We start from the raw sequence: 20,033 nt of genomic DNA on the forward strand, positions 1-20,033 counted from the left end.
AAAAGGTACTCAGCGACCCCAGCAATCCTTGGTGGTCAGCCCGGTCGTCGCATTGTTCATGCCTCTGACGCCGGTGTTGCTGAGGGTGAAATCCCCACACTTGTCACTGGCCATCGTTGACCCGGCCTTGCGCACGGCGGTGAGCAGGAAGGTCTGATCGGTCAATGTCGGGGTAATGGTGTAGTAGTCATTGCCGGCACTCAGCCCGGTAGCGTTGCTGTACACATTGTTTTTCGAATAGAACCGTTCAAGGTTTTGTGCCTGCTCGGACAGCAACCCGGCAATTTCGGTGCGATGGCTTCGCTTCACGTACTCGGAAAGGAGTGGAGCGGAAATGGTCACCACAATCCCGATGATCGCGATCACGATCATGATTTCGATCAGGGTAAAACCTTGGTTGGATCTGCGCATTGCCTCAACTCTCACTTACTGTATTTGTCGCCACATGATTCGACGGCTGCCGCCGCCGGATTTTTCAACCAGAGTGGTGATGCCGCCACTGGAGTCGTTCACGATTTTACGGGCTGCACTGTTGACGATCGCATTCAGCGTCGGAATGCCACCGGTAAAAATCACCCCGCTGGAGATCGTGTCGTTCGTGTCGACCAGGCCATCGCCATTGGTGTCGAGCACCGCATAGTTGAGCATCTTACCGCTGAACGCATCGAGTTCGACCAGTTTGCCGTTGCCAAAGCTTGAACAGGGGTCCGTGGTATCGATGCTGGCCGTGGCAAACACAATCCGCCCGAGCACCAGGGCAGCCTGGTTGATCACCCGTTCACCGGTCAGGGCATTGTTGTACACCAGCGGCAAGTACCAGCCGTTCTGCGCCGGATAGGTCACGGGGTTCTGCGAGGTAGTGATGAACTGGCCCCCGGCGGTCCCCGTGAAGACCCCGGTCACAGCCTGCGCCTGCAAGCTCGACACGGTGATCTGCCCCGAGCCTCCATCGGCATCCCACACCCCATAGAACGCTTGCAGGTCCTTGCTGAGCTTGTCGGCGGTCTCGTTGAATTTCCCGGTACCGAAAAACACCTCTTTGCCGTTGATCGGGTGGTCCGCCAGCAACGGTTGCGCGGTGATCGGCTGCGTCGCGCCGCCGGGCGCAGTGAATAGCGGTTTACCGGAAAAGGCCACGCCCCAACTGGCGGGGTTCGAGCTGCTCAAGTCGAACTTCCACAACCGGCCTTTCAAGTCGCCACCATAGGCCGCCTGCACAATGCTTTGCGAATCGACCTTGAGCTTGACCGATGACAGGCCATTGGTGGTTTCAGTGCTGTCGATAACGATTTTCCTGATTAGCGAACCGTCGCGAATATCCACCACGTACAGCGCGGCAACACCCGAGTTGCTGCCGTAGCCATTCGAGATGAAGGCCGCCCAGCGACCATCGGCCAAGCGTGCCACTTCCGGCCGTGCGTAGGCATAACCCAGATCATTGAAAGCGTTCGCGGTGTTGGCGGTGGTCGGCGCGCTGATTTCCCACAAGGCGTTGGTCACGTTCCCCGCCGCCCCATCAAACAGCTGCACGGCGTAAAAGGTCTTGCCGCCCGCCCCCACGCCACCCAGGGCCAGGGTTTTCCAAGCGTTGTTGAGTTGGGCATCGAATACACCGACCTGACCATCGTTGAGGAACTTGTGGCTGGTGCCATTGATGTAGGCGGTATCGGCGATGAAATGCAGCGACGACAGCACGCTGGAAGGCATGTAGCCGTAGCGCCGCGCACCGTTGCCGGCGTTGATGACATTCACGAAGCCATCGTTGGCATTCACCACCAGGCTGGTGTTCATGTTCGCGGCTTTGCTGGTCAGGAACGTGCTGTAACTGGTACTGCCGGCCAGGTCCGAAGCGGTTTTGTCGGTGGGCGATGCCAGCGCCAATGGCGAGTTGATGATGTCCCCCAGCAGCACGGTACGGGTCTTCAAGCCGGCTTTGTTGGTGCCCTTGCTCCACTCCACCAGATCGCTACCGCTGATACCGGTCGGCAGGTTCTGGCTGAGGCTGGTTTGCTGGGTGCTGGAGAAGTTGCCGTAGGCCAGGGTAACCGCGGCGTTGGTTGTGGTGTTCCAGGACTGATAAGTCGGCGCCGTCGCACCGGGGACGATGGCCGTGTCGGTGGTCCACAGCACAGAAGTGGTGTCCACGGCTCCGCTAGAGGTGAAGCCAAAGGCCTTGATCGTGCCGCGCCAGTCCTTGGGGTCGTAGCCGGTCTGAAAATAACTGGAGCCACTGGTCACTGTGTTGCTGCTGGCGACACCGCTGCCACCCGAGCCAGCCTTGGTGGAAATGTTGCTCAAGGCTGCCGATAACGCGGTGTTGAGGCTGGCGCTGTCGGTTGCCTGATAGTACTTGCCCTGCCCGTAACGGGCGGCATCCGCCAACATCTGATTGGCGGTCGCGAACCCCACCGTGTAGGTGTTCAGGTTTTGCTTGGGGAAGTCCGGGGAACTCCAGCTTTTACCCGCCAGGTCCGTGCCGGTGGAGCGCATGTCGATGTCAAAGGCGAATTTGGCGATGTCGTCCAGGTACAGGGTGTCACCCTCGTCATCGCCGTTAAGGTCGTTACCGTCATTGTTGATCCCGTCCCAGTTGGGCAGCCGGGTACCGCCGAGTGGATCGTCGCTAGGGAAAGTTCGGTCGTAGGTCGGCAGGCCATCGGTGATGACCACCCCGTAGCTCTTCTGGCAGCGGTACTGGATCGGACTGGTGTAGGTGGCTGGCCCTGAGTTGTAGTACGGCGTCATGCCGCGAAAATAACGGGTGATTTCGTAGTAGGTTTCTGCCAGTGGTGTATTGGATATTGCGCTCAAACCGCCGATAGCAGAGATCAGCGCGTTGTAGTTGGCGTCCGCCTGGGCCTGGGTCACGCTGCCGCTGACCACCGTCAGATCACTGATGTCGTTGACGATGTAACCGCCATTACCGGCATTATTGTTGCCAATACCACTGCCATGGCCGTTGCCATGATTACCATCGCTGTTGCCGTGGGTATTCGGCGAATTAAAGGTTGCCAGACCGAAACGCAGCCCGCGATTACTGGTGATCAGCGCCGTGGCTACGTTGCGTGCCACGTTGATTCGGTAGTCATTGGGTATCGAGCCGTCGGTGAAGTCGCGATTGCTGCCGTTGGCCAGGCTCACCAGGTAGGAAATGTAGTTGTCGGAATAACGGGTGTTGCCACCTCCCACCGGGTCCGGGAGCTTCAGGCACAGCGGCGTCAGGCTGTTTTTGTAGAACGCGTAGTAACCGCTGGAACACCCCGACTGGGGCAAACTGGACAGCAGGATCGGATCGCCGACGATAGCGGAGCCACTAAGACACAAGCCCAAGAGCGCGTTGCATTGCTGGGCCGGCGTTCGTGAAACGGTCGGGTCAAACCCCGAGGCATAGATGATGCTGTTCATGCTCCCCGAATCATCGAGCAACAGCAGCACGTTTGGCGCGACTGCCGACGCGCCGAGCAGTGGTGAGTCCGATGGCGTGAAAGCATACGCCGGAGCGGCCAGATAAAGCCCCAGCAGCCAGCCGCAGGCTAACCGCATCAACCAATGGCGCCGCTCCCGACGATGAGCCTCAGTATTTCGCATAGATGCTCTCCACCACACTGCGCGAAGTACCCGCCAACCCGACAGCGGTGACCCGATAGAGCGTCGCCGAGGTATTGCTCGGGACATTCACGGCGCTCAACGTGGTGCCCAGGTTCTGCACACCGTAAAAGCCGCTGCCGGCAGCGATCCAGGTCACCCCGGAGGTGGCGTTGAAGCCTGCGGCGGTGATCACTGAAGATTCCGCCGGCGGAGCACATTGAGTGGTCGTGGCGCATGCCGCCAGGGTGTATGCACTCAGTTGCACGGCGCTTTCACCGATCCGTAACGCCGCCTCTGCGCCCTGGAAGGATTGATTGCGCAGCGTCACGCTGCCGGCCATTTTTTCCTGGAGCGTGGCGTTCTGCATCGACGAGATACCGATCAGCGTCAACAACAGCAGAAACACCAGGCTCATCAGCAGTGCCATGCCGCGCTGGGCGTGTGCCTTGAGGGGCGAAAGAATCATTGGCATCGCCCCTACATCAACCGGTTGCGCAAAGCGGCAACCACGTTGAAGGTCTGATTGCGCACGCGGTTGTTGGGGTCCGCCAGGGTCAGACTCAAGCGCACACTGCGGATTCGCGCCGGGTCGGCCGGATTGCTGCTGTAACTCGACGCGGCAACATCGGTGGCGCTGGTGGCCATGCCGAAGGTCACGTTGAAAGCACTGACGTTGCTCACCAGCGCCGCCGACATAGTGTCCGTGGTCATCAGGATCTGGCCATTGCTCAGGCGATAGGACAACCGCCGGATCGGAAACGCCAGTTGCCCGGCTGCCGGGGTGTGCACCTTGGTATAGGCCGTTGCGCTGGTTCGGCAGTCAGACACCACGGTCCAGGTCGGATCCCCGCCGTTGCCGCCGACATCCGACGTTACCAGGGTCAGTTTGAGTGCCACGTTATCCCAACTGATCGGGGTGATCTGGCTGGCATTGAAGTCGCCGGCCGAGCTCGCATCGGTAATCGTCCCCAGGCAACCGAACATGCCGACCATACGGATTTCCTGAATCATCTTGCTCAGGACAAACCGCGCATCCTCCTGCATCCCGGCAGAGGTGTTCTGGCTGATGTAGGTGCTTTTCGCCGATATAAAAATCTGCGCCACGCCGAGCACCACGATCAGGCTGATCGCCATGGCGATCATCAGCTCGATCAGACCAAACCCTCGCGACGATCGACTCATGGCGTCACCAGCGGATCGACGGTGGCGCGGYTGCTCAGGACAAAGCTGCGGGTCGAACTGGCGGCTGCTGCCCGCGAATCATCCCAGGTGATGGTGATGGTATACACCCGCTGGTTCAGGGTAATGCTGCCCGTAGCGGTCGGGCCGCCGAAGCTTGTGATATTGGTGGTGAAGTCATACAGGTCCTGATCCCGGGTGACATTCAAATTGCCCGAGGTCGGCGGCGTGATGGTGTAGTCGGCCGCGGAATTGGCGCGAATCCGGTCCATCATGTCGTAGGCGATAAAGCTCGCCTGGCTGCTCATCAGCGAGCTGTCGGTGTACTTCAACGCATTCAGCTGAGTCGCCGCCGCGCCCAGTAGTCCTACGCTCAGAATCAACAGCGCAACCAACACTTCGATCAGCGTCATGCCGTCCTGTGCACGCGATCCCGCTCCTGTCATCCGCAGCTTCCACCCAAGACAATCCGTCCGTTTAAACACACGCTGAGCGTCCGGCTCTGCGCCCCTGATACGTAATTGAACAGCACTGCCGTGGCCGGCGCCGACAACCCACCCAAGTTGTTGAAATCGATGCTGGTCACTCCAGAGGTTAGCGTCAGAGTGGCGCCGCTGCTCATTGCCGGAATAACCCGCAATACATTCGCCGGTGAGCCGGTGCTGTCATACACCGTCAACTCCCCGGTCCAGACGCTGCCGCCGGCAGTTGGCCGAACCCGGGTAGTGATGCCCCGGTCGATCGCCTCCAGCCTGGCGTAATTGAGCCCTCGCTGCAGATCACTGATTTCGGTATCGGCCCTGGCGTTCTGTATAGAACTGTTGAACGCCGGTACCGCCAGGGTGAGCAGAATCGCCATGACCGCAAGGATCACCAGCAATTCGACCAGCGTGAAACCTTTTGTACGATGATTCATCGCTGCCCTCCGCTGCCAACGACTACACCTAGCTGTATCAAGCTAGAACATTCAACCGCTAGCCGCAGGGTTGTTTTGACATTCGTTGCACAAACCAACGCCCTCTCCAGGGAAGGAGATGCCATGCACCAGAAGGGTTTCGGTCTGATCGAACTGCTTATCGGACTGGCAATCGCAGCGATCGTTCTGCACCAGGTCAGCCCGGTGCTCAGCAAGTACACGCAATCCGTGCGTCGTGAGAGCGCGGCGCAAACACTCGCCAGCGGCATGCGCAACGCCCGCACCGAGGCCATCCTGCGCAATCAGACCCTTGTCATCCACGCGTTGAACGACGATTGGGGTCAAGGCTGGCGAATCATTCTGGACATTAGTGGCGAGGGTCATCAGGACAGCAGCAACCCGCTGTTGCTCGAGCGCCAGACAAGCGTCGGGGTGCCGATTGTGGGTAATCGGCCGGTGAGGAGTTTTGTACGGTTCAGCAGCCTGGGCGAGCCGCTGATGCCCGGCGGTGCGTTTCAGGCCGGGACGTTGCACATCTGCGCGGGCCGCGAGCCGGTCAGTCATCACCAGGTGGTGCTGTCCAGAAGCGGCCGCGTCAGCCTGCGCAGCGACAAGGCCGAGCAGGCCTTGTGTGCGGGAGGAGAGGAATCAGAGCAGGGAGCGAACGCGTAGCTCTTTGGGCATGGAGAAGGTGATGTTCTCCTCGCGACCGGCCAGTTCATCGGCGCCGGTAGCGCCCCAGGCCTGCAGTTGCTCGATAACACCACGAACCAGTACTTCCGGCGCCGAGGCCCCGGCGGTGATGCCGATACGCTCGACGCCATCGAACCAGCTGCGCTGCATATCTTCAGCACCGTCGATCAGGTACGCCGGGGTGGACATGCGCTCGGCCAGCTCGCGCAAGCGGTTGGAGTTGGAGCTGTTCGGGCTGCCGACCACCAGCACCACGTCGCATTCGTCAGCCAGTTGCTTGACGGCGTCCTGACGGTTTTGCGTGGCGTAGCAGATGTCGTCCTTGCGCGGGCCGCCAATGGCCGGGAAACGAGTGCGCAAGGCATCGATCACGCGGCTGGTGTCGTCCATCGACAAGGTGGTCTGAGTGACGAAGGCGAGTGTTTCAGGGTTGCGCACGTTCAGCGCGGCAACGTCCTTTTCGTCTTCGACGAGGTAGATCGCACCACCGTTGCTGGCGTCGTACTGGCCCATGGTGCCTTCGACTTCCGGATGGCCGGCATGGCCGATCAGGATGCACTCACGACCGTCGCGGCTGTAGCGCGCCACTTCGATGTGCACTTTGGTCACCAATGGGCAGGTCGCATCGAAGACCTTCAGGCCACGGCCTGCGGCTTCTGCACGAACGGCCTGGGAAACCCCATGGGCGCTGAAAATCACGATGACGTCGTCCGGCACCTGGTCCAGTTCTTCGACGAAGATCGCTCCGCGTGCGCGCAGGTCCTCAACGACGAATTTGTTGTGGACCACTTCGTGGCGCACATAGATCGGCGGCCCGAAGACTTCCAGGGCGCGGTTGACGATTTCGATCGCCCGGTCCACGCCGGCGCAGAAGCCACGGGGGTTGGCGAGTTTGATTTGCATGCTGTGCCTCGTGTCTTGCGCGCAAGAAATAGCGAAAACAGTGAAAAACTATTGTGGGAGCGAGCCTGCTCGCGATGAGTACCTGACATTCAACGATGATGGTGACTGACACTCCGCCATCGCGAGCAGGCTCGCTCCCACAGTCGATCTCATTGGATCAGTTACAGCGCTTTGACGTTGATGATTTCCACGTCAAAGGTCAATGTCTTGCCAGCCAGCGGGTGGTTGAAGTCGATGGTCACCTGAGCGTCATCGAACGCCTTGACCACACCGGGCAGCTCGGTAATCGCCGCATCGTTGAAGATCACCAGCAGGCCTTCGGACAGCTCCATATCCTGGAACTGCGAACGCGGGATGATCTGCACGTTTTGCGGGTTGGGCTGGCCAAAAGCGTTTTCTGGTTGAATCGTCAGATTACGCTTGTCACCCGCCTTGAAGCCAAACAGTGCAGCTTCGAAACCTGGCAGCAGGTTACCGTCGCCGACCTTGAAGGTCGCCGGGGCTTTGTCGAAGGTGCTGTCGACGGTGTCGCCGTTCTCCAGGCGCAATGCAAAGTGCAAAGTGACTTCCGTGTTCTGGCCGATGCGTTGCTCAGCCAATACCTGTTCAGTCATGAACGGCTTCTCCGGTCTTCTTGCTTTTGAACATATCCAGCGCGAGCATCACGGCCCCGACGCTGATGGCGCTGTCGGCAAAGTTGAACGCCGGGAAATACCAGCGGTTCTGCCAATGCACCAGAATGAAATCGATCACATGGCCCAGGGCAATGCGGTCGTACAAGTTGCCCAGCGCGCCGCCGAGCACCAGTGCCAGCGCAATCGCCAGCCAGGTGTCGTTGCGCCCCAGACGCTTGAGCCAGACCACCAGCACCGCACTGACCACGACCGCGATCAGGGCAAACAACCAGCGCTGCCAGCCGGAGCTGTCAGCCAGGAAACTGAAGGCCGCGCCCGTGTTGTAGGCCAGGGTCCAGCTGAAGTAATCAGGGATCACCACGATTTGCTGGTACATGGTCAGCGAGCTTTCGAAGTGGAGCTTGCTGGCCTGGTCAATGACCAGAACCAGCACGCTCAACCAGAGCCAGCTCAGCCGTCCGAAACGGCTAGCAGCATTAGGCATAGTGACGAACCTCGCCAGCGCCGCTGATGTTGTCGACGCAACGACCGCAGATTTCCGGATGCTCCGGGTTCACGCCAACGTCTTCACGGCAGTGCCAGCAACGGGCGCACTTGGCGAAGCTCGACTTGACCACTTTGAGTTTCAGACCGCTGACTTCGGTTTCAACCGCGTCGGCCGGCGCTTGCACGAACGGTGCAATGCTCGCGGTCGAGGTGATCAGCACGAAGCGCAGTTCGTTGCTCAGCTTGGCCAGGTCGGCGCTCAGCGCCTCTTCAGCGAACAGCGTCACTTCGGCTTGCAGGTTACCGCCCACGGCCTTGGCCGCGCGCTGGATTTCCATTTCCTTGTTGACCGCGACCTTGACCGCCATGATCCGCTCCCAGTAGGCGCGGTCCAGTTCGAAGCCTTCCGGCAACTCGCTGAGGCCTTCGTACCAGGTGTTGAGCATGACCGATTCATTGCGCTCGCCCGGCAGGTATTGCCACAGCTCATCAGCGGTGAACGCAAGGATCGGCGCGATCCAGCGCACCAGCGCTTCGGAGATGTGGAACAGCGCGGTTTGCGCCGAACGGCGGGCCTTGCTGTTGGCGCCAGTGGTGTACTGACGGTCCTTGATGATGTCGAGGTAGAAACCGCCCAGCTCCTGCACGCAGAAGTTGTGCACCTTGGAATAGACGTTCCAGAAACGGTATTCACCGTAGTGCTCTTGCAGCTCGCGTTGCAGCAGCAAGGTACGGTCCACGGCCCAACGGTCCAGCGCGAGCATTTCTTCTGCCGGCAGGATGTCGGTGGCCGGATTGAAACCGGTCAGGTTGGAAAGCAGGAAGCGCGCGGTGTTACGGATCCGCCGGTAGGCGTCCGCACTGCGTTGCAGGATCTGGTCGGAAACCGCCATTTCACCCGAATAATCGGTCGAAGCGACCCACAGGCGCATGATATCGGCGCCCAGGGTGTCGTTGACTTTCTGCGGCGCGATCACGTTGCCCAGGGACTTGGACATCTTGCGACCGGCTTCGTCGACGGTGAAACCGTGGGTCAGCAGCTCGCGGTACGGCGCATGGTTGTCGATGGCGCAACCGGTCAACAGCGACGAGTGGAACCAGCCGCGGTGTTGGTCGGAACCTTCCAGGTACAGGTCGGCGCGCGGACCGCTCTCGTGGCCCACCGGGTGCGAACCGCGCAGGACGTGCCAGTGCGTGGTGCCCGAATCGAACCAGACGTCGAGGGTATCGCTGATCTTGTCGTACTGCGGCGCTTCGTCACCGAGCAGCTCGGCCGCGTCCATCTTGAACCAGGCTTCGATACCTTCGACTTCGACGCGCTGGGCGACCTCCTCCATCAGCTCGACGGTGCGTGGGTGCAGTTCGCCGCTTTCCTTGTGCAGGAAGAACGGGATCGGCACGCCCCAGTTGCGCTGACGGGAGATGCACCAGTCCGGACGGTTGGCGATCATCGAATGCAGGCGCGCCTGGCCCCAGGCCGGTACGAACGTGGTGTCTTCGATGGCTTTGATTGCGCGTTTGCGCAAGGTGTCGCCAGTTGCCGGCTGTTTGTCCATGCCGATGAACCACTGCGCCGTAGCGCGGTAGATCAGCGGGGTCTTGTGACGCCAGCAGTGCATGTAGCTGTGTTCGATGACGGAGGTGTGCAACAGCGCACCGACTTCGGTCAGCTTGTCGACGATGGCCGGGTTGGCCTTCCAGATGAACTGGCCGCCGAAGAACTCCAGCGACGGCACGTAGACGCCGTTGCTTTGCACCGGATTGAGAATGTCGTCGTTGACCATGCCGTAAGCTTTGCAGGTCACGAAGTCGTCTACGCCGTAGGCTGGCGAGGAGTGAACCACGCCAGTGCCGGCGCCCAGCTCAACGTACTCGGCCAGGTAAACCGGCGACAGGCGATCGTAGAACGGGTGACGGAAGTTGATCAGTTCCAGCGCCGCACCAGTGGCGGTGGCGATGACCGAGCCTTCGAGGTTGTAGCGAGCCAGGCACGACTCGACCAGCTCTTCAGCCAATACCAGCAGTTTGTCGCCGACGTCGACCAGGGCGTAGTTGAACTCGGGGTGAACGTTCAGCGCCTGGTTGGCCGGGATGGTCCACGGGGTGGTGGTCCAGATCACGATCGAAGCCGGTTTGCCCAGCGATGGCAGGCCGAACGCGGCAGCCAGTTTGGATTCGTCGGCAATCGGGAAGGCGACGTCGATGGTCGAGGACTTTTTGTTCTCGTATTCAACTTCGGCTTCAGCCAGGGCCGAACCGCAGTCGAAGCACCAGTTCACAGGCTTGAGGCCCTTGAACACGAAACCACCCTTGACGATTTCCGCCAAGGCGCGGATTTCGCCGGCCTCGTTCTTGAAATCCATGGTCTTGTACGGGTTGGCGAAGTCACCCAGCACACCCAGGCGGATGAACTCGGACTTCTGGCCTTCGATCTGCTCGGTGGCGTAGGCACGGCACAGCTCACGGGTTTTATCCGCGGTGAGGTTCTTGCCGTGGGTCACTTCGACTTTGTGCTCAATCGGCAGGCCATGGCAGTCCCAGCCCGGAACATAAGGCGCATCGAAACCCGAAAGGGTCTTCGAGCGGATGATCATGTCCTTGAGAATCTTGTTGAGCGCATGACCGATATGAATGGTGCCGTTGGCATACGGAGGACCGTCGTGCAGAACGAACTTCGGACGATCCTTACCAATCTCACGCAACTTCTGGTACAGGCCAATGCTGTCCCAGCGCTGCAGAATCTGCGGTTCGCGCTGAGGCAGGCCGGCCTTCATTGGGAAGGCGGTGTCCGGAAGGTTTAGCGTGGCTTTATAGTCGGTCATTTAAGGCTCTTCATTAGCGATTGGCGCTAGGTGCGGCTAGGGCACGGGCGGCGGCGACATCCGCATTGATCGCCGTCTTAAGCGCCTCCAGAGAGGCGAAACGCTGCTCTTCGCGCAGCTTGTGGTGGAAAACCACCGTCAAACGCCGGTCATACAGATCGCCGGCAAAATCTAGAATATGGACTTCAAGGTGGGCTTTGCCATCACCTTCAACCGTTGGCCGAACGCCAATATTGGCGACGCCTGGCCAGGTCTTGCCGTCGACTTCGACGCTCACCAGGTAAACCCCGGTCAACGGTACACGACGACGCTTGAGTTGCACGTTGGCTGTTGGCGTGCCCAGTTGGCGCGCCAGCTTCTGCCCGTGCAGGACCCGCCCGGCAATCCCGTACGGATGACCGAGCAAGCGCTCGGCCAAGGTAAAATCAGCGGCGGCCAAGGCATTACGCACCTGGGTGCTGCTGACGCGCAACCCGTCCAGCTCAACGGTCTGCGCCGCTTCGACGGTGAACCCCTGAACGGCCCCGGCCTGTAGCAGGAAATCGAAATCCCCCACCCGATCACAGCCGAAACGGAAGTCGTCACCGACCTCCAGATGCTGCACGCCCAGGCCATCGACCAGAATGGTGTCGACGAACTCGGCGGCGCTGAGCTTGCTCAAACGATGATTGAAGGCCAGGCACAGGACCCGGTCGACCCCTTCGGCGGCCAGCAGTTGCAGCTTGTCGCGCAAGCGCGCCAGACGGGCCGGAGCCGTGTCCGGGGCGAAAAACTCACGCGGCTGCGGCTCGAAAATCACCACGCAGCTGGGTACACCCAACTCGAGCGCACGCTCACGCAGCCGGGCCAGGATAGCCTGGTGGCCACGGTGAACACCGTCAAAGTTGCCAATAGTGGCGACACAGCCCCGATGCTGGGGGCGCAAATTGTGGAGGCCTCGAACCAGCTGCATAACGCGCTTCTTGCTCATAAAGTGGTCGATTATAACCACACCCGGCGGCCGACAACAGGCAACACCGTAACCCAAAGTGATCGAACCGACAAAACTGGCGCCCGACCCGTGATTATTGATGCCGCGTCTTCAGTTCAACGCCTTGCGATTGAAGTCCCGCAGACGGAAGCCCATCAACGCCAACATACCGAAATAGGTCACCACACCTGCCCCCACCAAAGCCCCCAGACGCAGGAAGCGCGACAGCATGTGCCCTTCGCCCCAGGCAGGCATGAAATGCATCGCCCCCAGCAAAACCGCGGACATCACCGTCACAGCGACCACCAGCTTGAGCCCGAACAGACCCCAGCCTGGCTGTGGCTGATACATCTTCTGTTTGCGCAATTGATAGAACAACAGACCGGCGTTGAGACACGCACCCGCGCTAATCGCCAGGGCCAGCCCTGCGTGCTTCAACGGACCGATCAAGGCCAGGTTGAACAGCTGAGTGACGACCAGCGTGAAAATCGCGATTTTCACCGGTGTGCGAATGTTTTGTTGCGCATAGAACCCCGGCGCCAGCACTTTAATCACGATAATCCCGAGCAAACCGACCGAGTAGGCAATCAGAGCACGCTGGGTCATCGAGGCATCAAATGCACTGAATTGACCATACTGGAACAGCGAAACGGTCAGCGGCTCCGCCAGAATCCCCAGCGCCAGCGAGCACGGCAGCACCAGCACGAAGCACAGGCGCAGGCCCCAATCGAGAATGCGCGAGTATTCGTGGCGATCCTTGCTGGCGTAGGTTTTCGCCAGTGTCGGCAGCAAAATCGTGCCCAACGCCACACCGAGAACACCGGATGGCAATTCCATCAGGCGGTCGGCGTAATACATCCAGGACACCGAGCCCGCCACCAGAAACGAGGCAAAAATGGTATTGATGATCAGCGAAATCTGGCTGACCGAGACCCCGAGAATCGCTGGCAGCATCTGTTTCATCACCCGCCAGACACCGGTGTCGCGCAGGTTCAGGCGCGGCAACACCAGCATGCCGATTTTCTTCAGGTGTGGCAGCTGATAGAGCAATTGCGCCAGGCCACCGACCAGCACTGCCCAGCCCAGAGCCATTACCGGCGGATCGAAATACGGTGTCAGGAACAGCGCGAAGACGATCATGCTGACGTTGAGCAGGGTCGGCACAAAGGCCGGCACCGAAAAACGGTTCCAGGTATTGAGGATCGCCCCGGCCAGCGAGGACAGCGAGATCAGCAATATATAAGGAAAGGTCACTCGTAACAGGCTGGAGGTCAGCTGGAATTTTTCCGGCGTATTGGTAAACCCCGGGGCCGTTGCCCAGATGACCCAGGGCGCCGCGACCATCCCCAGAATCGTGACCAGCGCCAGCACCAGCGTGAGCAAGCCCGACACGTAAGCGATAAAGGTGCGTGTCGCCTCCTCGCCCTGCTGACTTTTGTATTCCGCCAGAATCGGCACGAAAGCCTGGGAAAACGCCCCCTCGGCGAAGATTCGCCGCAGCAGGTTGGGCAGTTTGAAGGCGATAAAGAAGGCGTCTGTGGCCATCCCGGCGCCAAATATGCGTGCGACGAGCGTGTCACGGACGAACCCCAGAACCCGGGAAAGCATCGTGATAGAGCTGACGGCGGCCAACGATTTAAGCAGGTTCATTGAAGAGTTTTTGCCTGTCGATAAACAGCAGGCGAACAAACCGCCCACTTATGCGATACTCCGCGCCGCAACAGCACAGAGCCAAAGCTCGCGAGTTTACAGGTCAAGCGCCGGAAATAAATATCCCGCCTCTTTAGATCGACCACTCAGCGGAACGCATCACCCGCCCTTGACAAGACTTCAACTCATCGGCATGATTCGCGGCCTATTTTGTTTGCTATTTCCTAAAAAGTCTTTCGAGGAGCTCGACGGTGGCCAACACACCTTCCGCCAAAAAACGTGCAAAACAGGCTGAGAAGCGTCGCAGCCACAACGCCAGCCTGCGTTCCATGGTTCGTACCTACATCAAGAATGTAGTTAAAGCCATCGACGCAAAAGACGCTGAAAAAGCGCAAGCCGCTTACGTTCTGGCCGTGCCAGTTATCGACCGTATGGCCGATAAAGGCATCATCCACAAGAACAAAGCTGCTCGTCATAAGAGCCGCCTGAATGGCCACGTCAAGGCTCTGAACGTTGCCGCTGCTGCCTAAGCGACACGCTCATTAAAAAACCGACCTCAGGGTCGGTTTTTTATTGCCTGCGATTTGGTGAATGCAACGCAAAAAAATGTGGGAGCGAGCCTGCTCGCGATGGCGGCACAGCAGTCAACAATGATGTTGAATGTTACAGCCTCATCGCGAGCAGGCTCGCTCCCACAGGGTACTGCGTTAGATTACTGGGCGTGCGCCCACGGCAAGATCGGAATCGCGGTCACGGCATTCTGCGGACTGCCTTCGATCAGGCGGTCGCTATAGACCAGGTACACCAGGGTGTTGCGCTTCTTGTCGAGGAAACGCACCACCTGCATGGTCTTGAACACCAGCGATGTGCGCTCCTTGAACACCTCTTCGCCATCCTTGAGCTCACCCTTGAAGCTGATCGGCCCGACCTGACGACAAGCGATGGACGCTTCCGCCCGATCCTCGGCCAGCCCCAGACCACCCTTCACACCGCCCGTCTTGGCTCGCGACAGGTAGCAGGTCACGCCATCGACCTTTGGATCATCGAACGCCTCGACGACAATACGATCATTCGGCCCGACGAACTTGAACACAGTCGATACCTGACCGATTTCTTCAGCCGAAGCCAGCAGCGGCATCGCCAGCAGCAATCCCAACAATCCTTTTGCCATGCGCATTCGCGTTTTCCTTAAACCAGAATCAGGTTATCGCGGTGAACCAGCTCCGGCTCCGCCATATAACCCAGCAAACCGATAATCGCCTCAGACGATTGACCGATGATTTTTTGCGCCTCAAGCGCACTGTAGTTGGCCAAGCCACGGGCAATCTCACGACCGTCCGGCGCCACGCACACCACCATTTCACCGCGACGGAAGCTGCCCTGAACCAGCTTGACACCAACCGGCAGCAGACTTTTATTGCCCCGGGACAACGCCGTGACCGCACCCTCATCCAGCACCAGCGTGCCGCGAGTCTGCAAGTGCCCCGCCAGCCACTGCTTGCGCGCCGCCAACAGGCCGCGCTCAGGCGACAGCAAGGTGCCGATGCGCTCGCCCGCCTTCAGACGATCCAGCACACGCTCAAGACGCCCACCCACGATGATCGTGTGAGCCCCCGAACGCGCCGCCAGACGCGCCGCACGCAATTTGGTCTGCATGCCGCCACGACCCAGCGCACCACCAGTGCCACCCGCCACCGCGTCCAGCGCCGGATCATCGGCGCGCGCTTCGTAAATCAGCTTGGCGTCAGGGTTGTTGCGCGGATCGGCGTCGAACATGCCGTCACGATCAGTGAGGATCACCAACAGGTCAGCCTCGACCAGGTTGGCCACCAGCGCCGCCAGCGTGTCGTTGTCGCCGAAACGGATTTCGTCAGTGACCACCGTATCGTTCTCGTTGATCACCGGAATGACCTTGAGATCGACCAGCGCACGCAAGGTGCTGCGGGCGTTGAGGTAACGCTTGCGGTCAGACAGGTCATCGTGAGTCAGGAGAATCTGCGCCGTGTGCCGGCCATACTCGGCAAAGCTCGACTCCCAGGCCTGCACCAGCCCCATCTGACCGATGGCGGCAGCCGCCTGCAACTCATGCATCGCACTGGGTCGTGCGGTCCAGCCAAGACGACTCATGCCTGCCGCCACCGCCCCCGAGGACACCAGCACCAGCTCGACACCCGCCTCATGCAGCGCGACCATCTGCTCAACCCAGACGCTCATTGCTGCGCGATCCAGACCCTTGCCGTCAGCCGTCAGCAAAGCGCTGCCGATCTTCACGACCCAACGCTGCGCACCTGTCACCTTGCTCCGCATCATCTTCAACCTTAGCTTGAGGACAGCGCGACCCAGCGCTGCCCGTAACGTTATTCGTGACTACCGATTTCCAGATACCAAAACGCCGCTCGATAGAGCGGCGCTTAAGTTTACTGCAACGAATCAGTCGCGCACGTAAATGATTTCCGGACCATCCTCATCATCCACATCTTCTTCGTCCCAGTCATCGTCGCCGATGTCATGGACCGACTTCACGCCGCTGCGGCGCAGTGCACGCTGGTCATCCAGCGCCTGCAACTGGGCACGGGCTTCGTCTTCGATGCGCTGATCGAGATCGGCCAACTCTTCCTTGTAAGCCGGGTCGTTAGCCAGACGATCGGCACGATCCTCCAGATAACGCATGATGTCGCGCGTCAGGCGCTCGGTGCCTTCTTTGGCAATGGCCGAGATCACGTAGACCGGACCGGTCCACTCCAGACGATCAACGATCTCCTTGACCCGCTCTTCGTGCTCTTCTTCAAGGATCTGGTCGCACTTGTTCAGCACCAACCAGCGATCACGCTCAGCCAGCGAAGGGCTGAACTTGGTCAGCTCGCTGACAATCACTTCAGCTGCGTCTGGAGCACTGGTGTCATCCAGTGGCGCCATGTCGACGAGGTGCAGCAACAGACGGGTACGCGACAAGTGCTTGAGGAAGCGAATCCCCAGGCCCGCGCCGTCGGAAGCACCTTCGATCAGCCCCGGAATATCGGCAATGACGAAGCTTTTCCAGCGATCGACGCTGACCACACCGAGGTTTGGCACCAGCGTGGTGAACGGATAATCGGCAACTTTCGGCTTGGCCGCCGAGACCGAACGGATAAAGGTACTTTTGCCAGCGTTCGGCAAGCCCAGCAGGCCCACATCGGCCAACACCTTCATTTCCAGCTTGAGGTCACGCTGCTCGCCCGGCTTGCCTGGCGTAGTCTGGCGCGGTGCGCGGTTGGTACTGGATTTGAAACGGGTGTTACCCAGACCGTGCCAGCCGCCATGAGCCACCAGCAGACGCTGACCCGCCTTGGTCAGGTCCCCAATGACTTCTTGCGTAGCAGAGTCAATGACCGTGGTGCCGACCGGAACCCGCAGGACCAGCTCTTCACCTTTTTTACCGGTGCAGTCAGTGCTGCCGCCGTTGGCGCCACGCTCGGCATCGAAGTGCCGGGTGTAACGGTAGTCGACCAGGGTGTTGAGGTTTTCGTCGGCGATCATGTAGACCGAGCCGCCGTCACCACCGTCACCACCGTTAGGACCGCCGTTTTCAATGAATTTTTCCCGACGGAAACTCATGCAGCCATTGCCGCCGTCGCCAGCCTTTACTCGAATCGATACTTCATCAACAAACTTCATAACAAAACGCCTCTCGCCATACGGACGAGCCGAAAAACACTAAGACATAAGACTCTTGCAAAAATGAGCGCAGCGACCTCAATCAACGACCGCATAATCCAGCGCCGGCAGCCCATACAAACAGTTTTGCAAGAGACTCACCCCACAAACGAAAAAGCCCCGTCGCAAGACAGGGCTTTTCCAGCGATCGCGCAATTAAGCCGCGACAACGCTCACGTAACGGCGGTTGAACGCGCCTTTTACTTCAAACTTGATCACGCCTTCGATTTTCGCGAAGAGGGTGTGATCTTTACCCATGCCAACACCGTAACCGGCGTGGAATTGGGTGCCGCGCTGACGCACGATGATGTTGCCCGGAATGATTTTCTGGCCGCCATACATCTTCACGCCAAGGCGTTTGGCTTCTGAGTCGCGACCGTTACGGGTACTACCACCAGCTTTTTTGTGTGCCATGAGTTCAATTCTCCTAGTGAGGAATTAGGCTGAAATTAAGCCTGAATACCGGTGATTTTGATCTCGGTGTACCACTGGCGGTGGCCCATACGCTTCATGTGGTGCTTACGACGACGGAACTTGATGATGCGGACTTTATCGTGACGACCTTGGGAGATCACTTCAGCCACAACGGTAGCGCCAGCAACAACTGGAGCGCCGATATTCACGTCATCGCCATTGGCGACCAACAGAACGCGATCAAAAGTTACGGATTCGCCGGTAGCGATTTCCAGTTTCTCGATCTTCAGGTATTCACCTGGGGCGACCTTGTATTGCTTGCCACCAGTAACGATTACTGCGTACGACATGGTATTTCTCCGATAATCCTGCTCACCCAGCTCTTTATAAGAAGAGGTATTGGCTGGCATGGCTGCATGGGATGGAACGACCCAAATGCAATTGCGTAAGGCAGGTGCTGCCCAGGAAGTTCAGGGTGCGCGATTGTACGCAAGGCACGAGCGCGTTGCAAGTGGCCGTCCATCGCGCCTTGACACCCGCTGGCGTGGGTCCTAGCATGCCGCGCAACCCTTCTGGAGCGACTGTCGCTGATGCAACCCCAAGCTTTCTACCGCACGGTGGCGGACGATTTTAACGCCGTCGACGGCATCATCAAGAAGCAGCTGACTTCCCGAGTGCCGTTGGTATCGAAAATCGGCGATTACATTACCTCGGCTGGCGGTAAACGCCTGCGCCCTTTATTAGTGTTGCTGTGTGGCAAGGCCCTGGGGCGCGAAGGCGACGACATGCGCCTGCTGGCTGCCACCATCGAATTCCTGCACACCGCCACCCTGCTGCACGACGACGTGGTCGACATGTCCGGCATGCGCCGTGGCCGCTCGACCGCCAACGCCATGTGGGGCAACGCCCCGAGCGTGCTGGTGGGTGATTTCCTGTACTCGCGCTCGTTCGAGATGATGGTCGAACTGGGCTCGATGCCAGTGATGAAGATTCTCTCCCAAGCCACGCGGATCATCGCCGAAGGCGAAGTCCTGCAGCTGTCCAAGGTGCGCGACGCCAGCACCACCGAAGAAACCTACATGGAAGTCATCCGCGGCAAAACCGCGATGCTTTTCGAGGCTTCGACCCACAGTGCCGCGGCCCTGGCTGGCGCGACGCCAGAACAGAGCGAAGCCTTGCGCACCTTTGGCGATCACCTCGGTGTGGCCTTCCAGCTGGTCGACGACCTGCTGGATTACAAAGGCGACGCGCAAACCCTGGGCAAGAACGTCGGTGACGATCTGGCCGAAGGCAAGCCGACCCTGCCGCTGATCTACACCATGCGCGAAGGCACGCCGGAGCAAGCGGCACTGGTGCGCCAGGCGATTCAGAAAGGTGGCATCGAAGACCTGGAAAGCATCCGCGCTGCCGTGGAAGCTTCGGGCTCTCTGGAGTACACCGCACAGCTGGCCCGCGATTACGTGGCCCGCGCGATCAAATGCCTCGAAATGCTGCCTGCCAGTGAATACCGGGATGCATTAGTCGAACTGAGCGAATTTGCGGTAGCCCGCACGCACTGATCGCTTGGTAATTTCCCCTGTGGGAGCGAGCCTGCTCGCGATGACGGAGTCGAACTCAACATCAATGTTGACCGGCACACCGCTATCGCGAGCAGGCTCGCTCCCACAGGGACAGCCACCTTCCGGGCAAAACCCTATATAATGTGCGCTTTTTAGCCATCCTGAATCCAAGGAGCTTTAGTGAGCACGTTGCCACCCTGCCCGAAATGCAATTCCGAATACACCTATGAAGACGGCGCCCAGCTGATCTGCCCGGAGTGCGCCCACGAATGGTCTGCCAATGGTGAAGCCGAAGCGGCGTCCGATGACACCGTGAAAAAGGATTCGGTCGGCAATGTCCTGCAAGATGGCGACACCATCACCGTGATCAAGGACCTCAAGGTCAAGGGCACATCGCTGGTGGTCAAGGTGGGCACCAAGGTCAAGAACATCCGCCTGTGCGATGGCGACCACGACATCGACTGCAAGATCGACGGTATCGGCCCGATGAAGCTCAAATCCGAGTTCGTCAGAAAAGTCTGAACC

21 protein-coding genes are annotated in these 20,033 nt (G+C 59.5%); 4 read left to right on the plus strand and 17 right to left on the minus strand.

From position 1 onward, the window contains the following. Positions 1 to 9: 9 nt before the first annotated feature. Genes AC1DIH_RS22395 through AC1DIH_RS22420 form a run of 6 tightly spaced genes read right to left on the minus strand, consistent with a single transcriptional unit; the run spans position 10 to position 5,683 of the window. A complete protein-coding gene (locus AC1DIH_RS22395; RefSeq protein WP_477773332.1) occupies positions 10 to 411 on the minus strand; it encodes a type IV pilin protein in 402 nt (133 codons plus the stop codon). Between the two features lie 15 nt (positions 412 to 426). Next, positions 427 to 3,588: a pilus assembly protein gene (locus AC1DIH_RS22400; RefSeq protein ID WP_477773333.1), complete on the minus strand. Its 3,162-nt coding sequence runs from the start codon at positions 3,586 to 3,588 to the stop codon at positions 427 to 429. Beyond that, a complete protein-coding gene (locus AC1DIH_RS22405) occupies positions 3,575 to 4,060 on the minus strand; it encodes a pilus assembly PilX family protein (protein ID WP_477773334.1) in 486 nt (161 codons plus the stop codon). Before AC1DIH_RS22405 ends, AC1DIH_RS22400 begins: the two co-directional genes overlap by 14 nt. A 5-nt stretch (positions 4,061 to 4,065) precedes the next feature. Beyond that, positions 4,066 to 4,770, minus strand: a complete 705-nt coding sequence (locus AC1DIH_RS22410; protein WP_477773335.1) for a PilW family protein — start codon at positions 4,768 to 4,770, stop codon at positions 4,066 to 4,068. Further along, positions 4,767 to 5,213 carry a type IV pilus modification protein PilV gene (gene pilV / locus AC1DIH_RS22415; protein ID WP_477773336.1) on the minus strand — a complete coding sequence of 149 codons (447 nt, stop codon included), beginning with the start codon at positions 5,211 to 5,213 and terminating at the stop codon, positions 4,767 to 4,769. Before pilV ends, AC1DIH_RS22410 begins: the two co-directional genes overlap by 4 nt. Next, positions 5,210 to 5,683: a GspH/FimT family pseudopilin gene (locus AC1DIH_RS22420; protein ID WP_477773337.1), complete on the minus strand. Its 474-nt coding sequence runs from the start codon at positions 5,681 to 5,683 to the stop codon at positions 5,210 to 5,212. Before AC1DIH_RS22420 ends, pilV begins: the two co-directional genes overlap by 4 nt. 123 nt (positions 5,684 to 5,806) lie before the next feature. On the opposite strand from AC1DIH_RS22420, the gene AC1DIH_RS22425 reads away from it, so the two are divergent. Next, the gene (locus AC1DIH_RS22425; protein WP_477773338.1) at positions 5,807 to 6,355 is read left to right on the plus strand and encodes a GspH/FimT family pseudopilin; all 549 of its coding nucleotides are present in this window, start codon (positions 5,807 to 5,809) and stop codon (positions 6,353 to 6,355) included. Here AC1DIH_RS22425 and ispH read toward each other — a convergent pair. From ispH to murJ, 6 genes are all read right to left on the minus strand, one after another. After that, the gene (gene ispH / locus AC1DIH_RS22430) at positions 6,332 to 7,279 is read right to left on the minus strand and encodes a 4-hydroxy-3-methylbut-2-enyl diphosphate reductase (RefSeq protein ID WP_427532331.1); all 948 of its coding nucleotides are present in this window, start codon (positions 7,277 to 7,279) and stop codon (positions 6,332 to 6,334) included. The genes AC1DIH_RS22425 and ispH overlap by 24 nt on opposite strands. 161 nt (positions 7,280 to 7,440) lie before the next feature. Next, positions 7,441 to 7,878: an FKBP-type peptidyl-prolyl cis-trans isomerase gene (gene fkpB / locus AC1DIH_RS22435; protein ID WP_477773356.1), complete on the minus strand. Its 438-nt coding sequence runs from the start codon at positions 7,876 to 7,878 to the stop codon at positions 7,441 to 7,443. A 7-nt stretch (positions 7,879 to 7,885) separates the two neighbouring features. Next, positions 7,886 to 8,398: a signal peptidase II gene (lspA, locus tag AC1DIH_RS22440; RefSeq protein WP_477773339.1), complete on the minus strand. Its 513-nt coding sequence runs from the start codon at positions 8,396 to 8,398 to the stop codon at positions 7,886 to 7,888. Next, on the minus strand, positions 8,391 to 11,222 hold the full coding sequence (gene ileS, locus AC1DIH_RS22445; RefSeq protein WP_477773340.1) for an isoleucine--tRNA ligase: 2,832 nt from the start codon (positions 11,220 to 11,222) through the stop codon (positions 8,391 to 8,393). Before ileS ends, lspA begins: the two co-directional genes overlap by 8 nt. A 13-nt stretch (positions 11,223 to 11,235) precedes the next feature. Further along, the gene (ribF, locus tag AC1DIH_RS22450; RefSeq protein ID WP_347928845.1) at positions 11,236 to 12,174 is read right to left on the minus strand and encodes a bifunctional riboflavin kinase/FAD synthetase; all 939 of its coding nucleotides are present in this window, start codon (positions 12,172 to 12,174) and stop codon (positions 11,236 to 11,238) included. Between the two features lie 129 nt (positions 12,175 to 12,303). Further along, positions 12,304 to 13,842: a murein biosynthesis integral membrane protein MurJ gene (gene murJ, locus AC1DIH_RS22455; protein WP_477773341.1), complete on the minus strand. Its 1,539-nt coding sequence runs from the start codon at positions 13,840 to 13,842 to the stop codon at positions 12,304 to 12,306. A gap of 251 nt (positions 13,843 to 14,093) precedes the next feature. Between murJ and rpsT the strand changes: the two genes are divergently transcribed. Further along, positions 14,094 to 14,372, plus strand: a complete 279-nt coding sequence (gene rpsT, locus AC1DIH_RS22460; RefSeq protein WP_003185593.1) for a 30S ribosomal protein S20 — start codon at positions 14,094 to 14,096, stop codon at positions 14,370 to 14,372. Positions 14,373 to 14,554: 182 nt separating this feature from the next. On the opposite strand, the gene AC1DIH_RS22465 is transcribed toward rpsT, so the two are convergent. The 5 genes from AC1DIH_RS22465 to rplU form a co-directional block, all read right to left on the minus strand. Continuing rightward, positions 14,555 to 15,019 carry a CreA family protein gene (locus AC1DIH_RS22465; RefSeq protein ID WP_477773342.1) on the minus strand — a complete coding sequence of 155 codons (465 nt, stop codon included), beginning with the start codon at positions 15,017 to 15,019 and terminating at the stop codon, positions 14,555 to 14,557. An 11-nt stretch (positions 15,020 to 15,030) separates the two neighbouring features. Continuing rightward, positions 15,031 to 16,149 (minus strand): glutamate 5-kinase, encoded by a 1,119-nt coding sequence (gene proB, locus AC1DIH_RS22470; RefSeq protein WP_477773357.1) that lies wholly within the window; start codon positions 16,147 to 16,149, stop codon positions 15,031 to 15,033. Positions 16,150 to 16,272: 123 nt separating this feature from the next. Then, on the minus strand, positions 16,273 to 17,496 hold the full coding sequence (gene cgtA / locus AC1DIH_RS22475) for an Obg family GTPase CgtA (protein WP_477773343.1): 1,224 nt from the start codon (positions 17,494 to 17,496) through the stop codon (positions 16,273 to 16,275). A 195-nt stretch (positions 17,497 to 17,691) separates the two neighbouring features. Beyond that, positions 17,692 to 17,949, minus strand: coding sequence for a 50S ribosomal protein L27 (rpmA, locus tag AC1DIH_RS22480; RefSeq protein ID WP_003176049.1), 258 nt, complete (start codon positions 17,947 to 17,949; stop codon positions 17,692 to 17,694). Positions 17,950 to 17,984: 35 nt separating this feature from the next. After that, on the minus strand, positions 17,985 to 18,299 hold the full coding sequence (rplU, locus tag AC1DIH_RS22485; protein ID WP_003176051.1) for a 50S ribosomal protein L21: 315 nt from the start codon (positions 18,297 to 18,299) through the stop codon (positions 17,985 to 17,987). A 240-nt stretch (positions 18,300 to 18,539) separates the two neighbouring features. Between rplU and AC1DIH_RS22490 the strand changes: the two genes are divergently transcribed. Together AC1DIH_RS22490 and AC1DIH_RS22495 are read left to right on the plus strand one after the other, a co-directional pair. Then, positions 18,540 to 19,508 (plus strand): polyprenyl synthetase family protein, encoded by a 969-nt coding sequence (locus AC1DIH_RS22490; protein WP_477773344.1) that lies wholly within the window; start codon positions 18,540 to 18,542, stop codon positions 19,506 to 19,508. A 180-nt stretch (positions 19,509 to 19,688) separates the two neighbouring features. Further along, a complete protein-coding gene (locus tag AC1DIH_RS22495) occupies positions 19,689 to 20,030 on the plus strand; it encodes a zinc ribbon domain-containing protein YjdM (RefSeq protein ID WP_078050159.1) in 342 nt (113 codons plus the stop codon). Positions 20,031 to 20,033: the final 3 nt, after the last annotated feature.

This window comes from Pseudomonas sp. 05N36, from assembly GCF_056397385.1.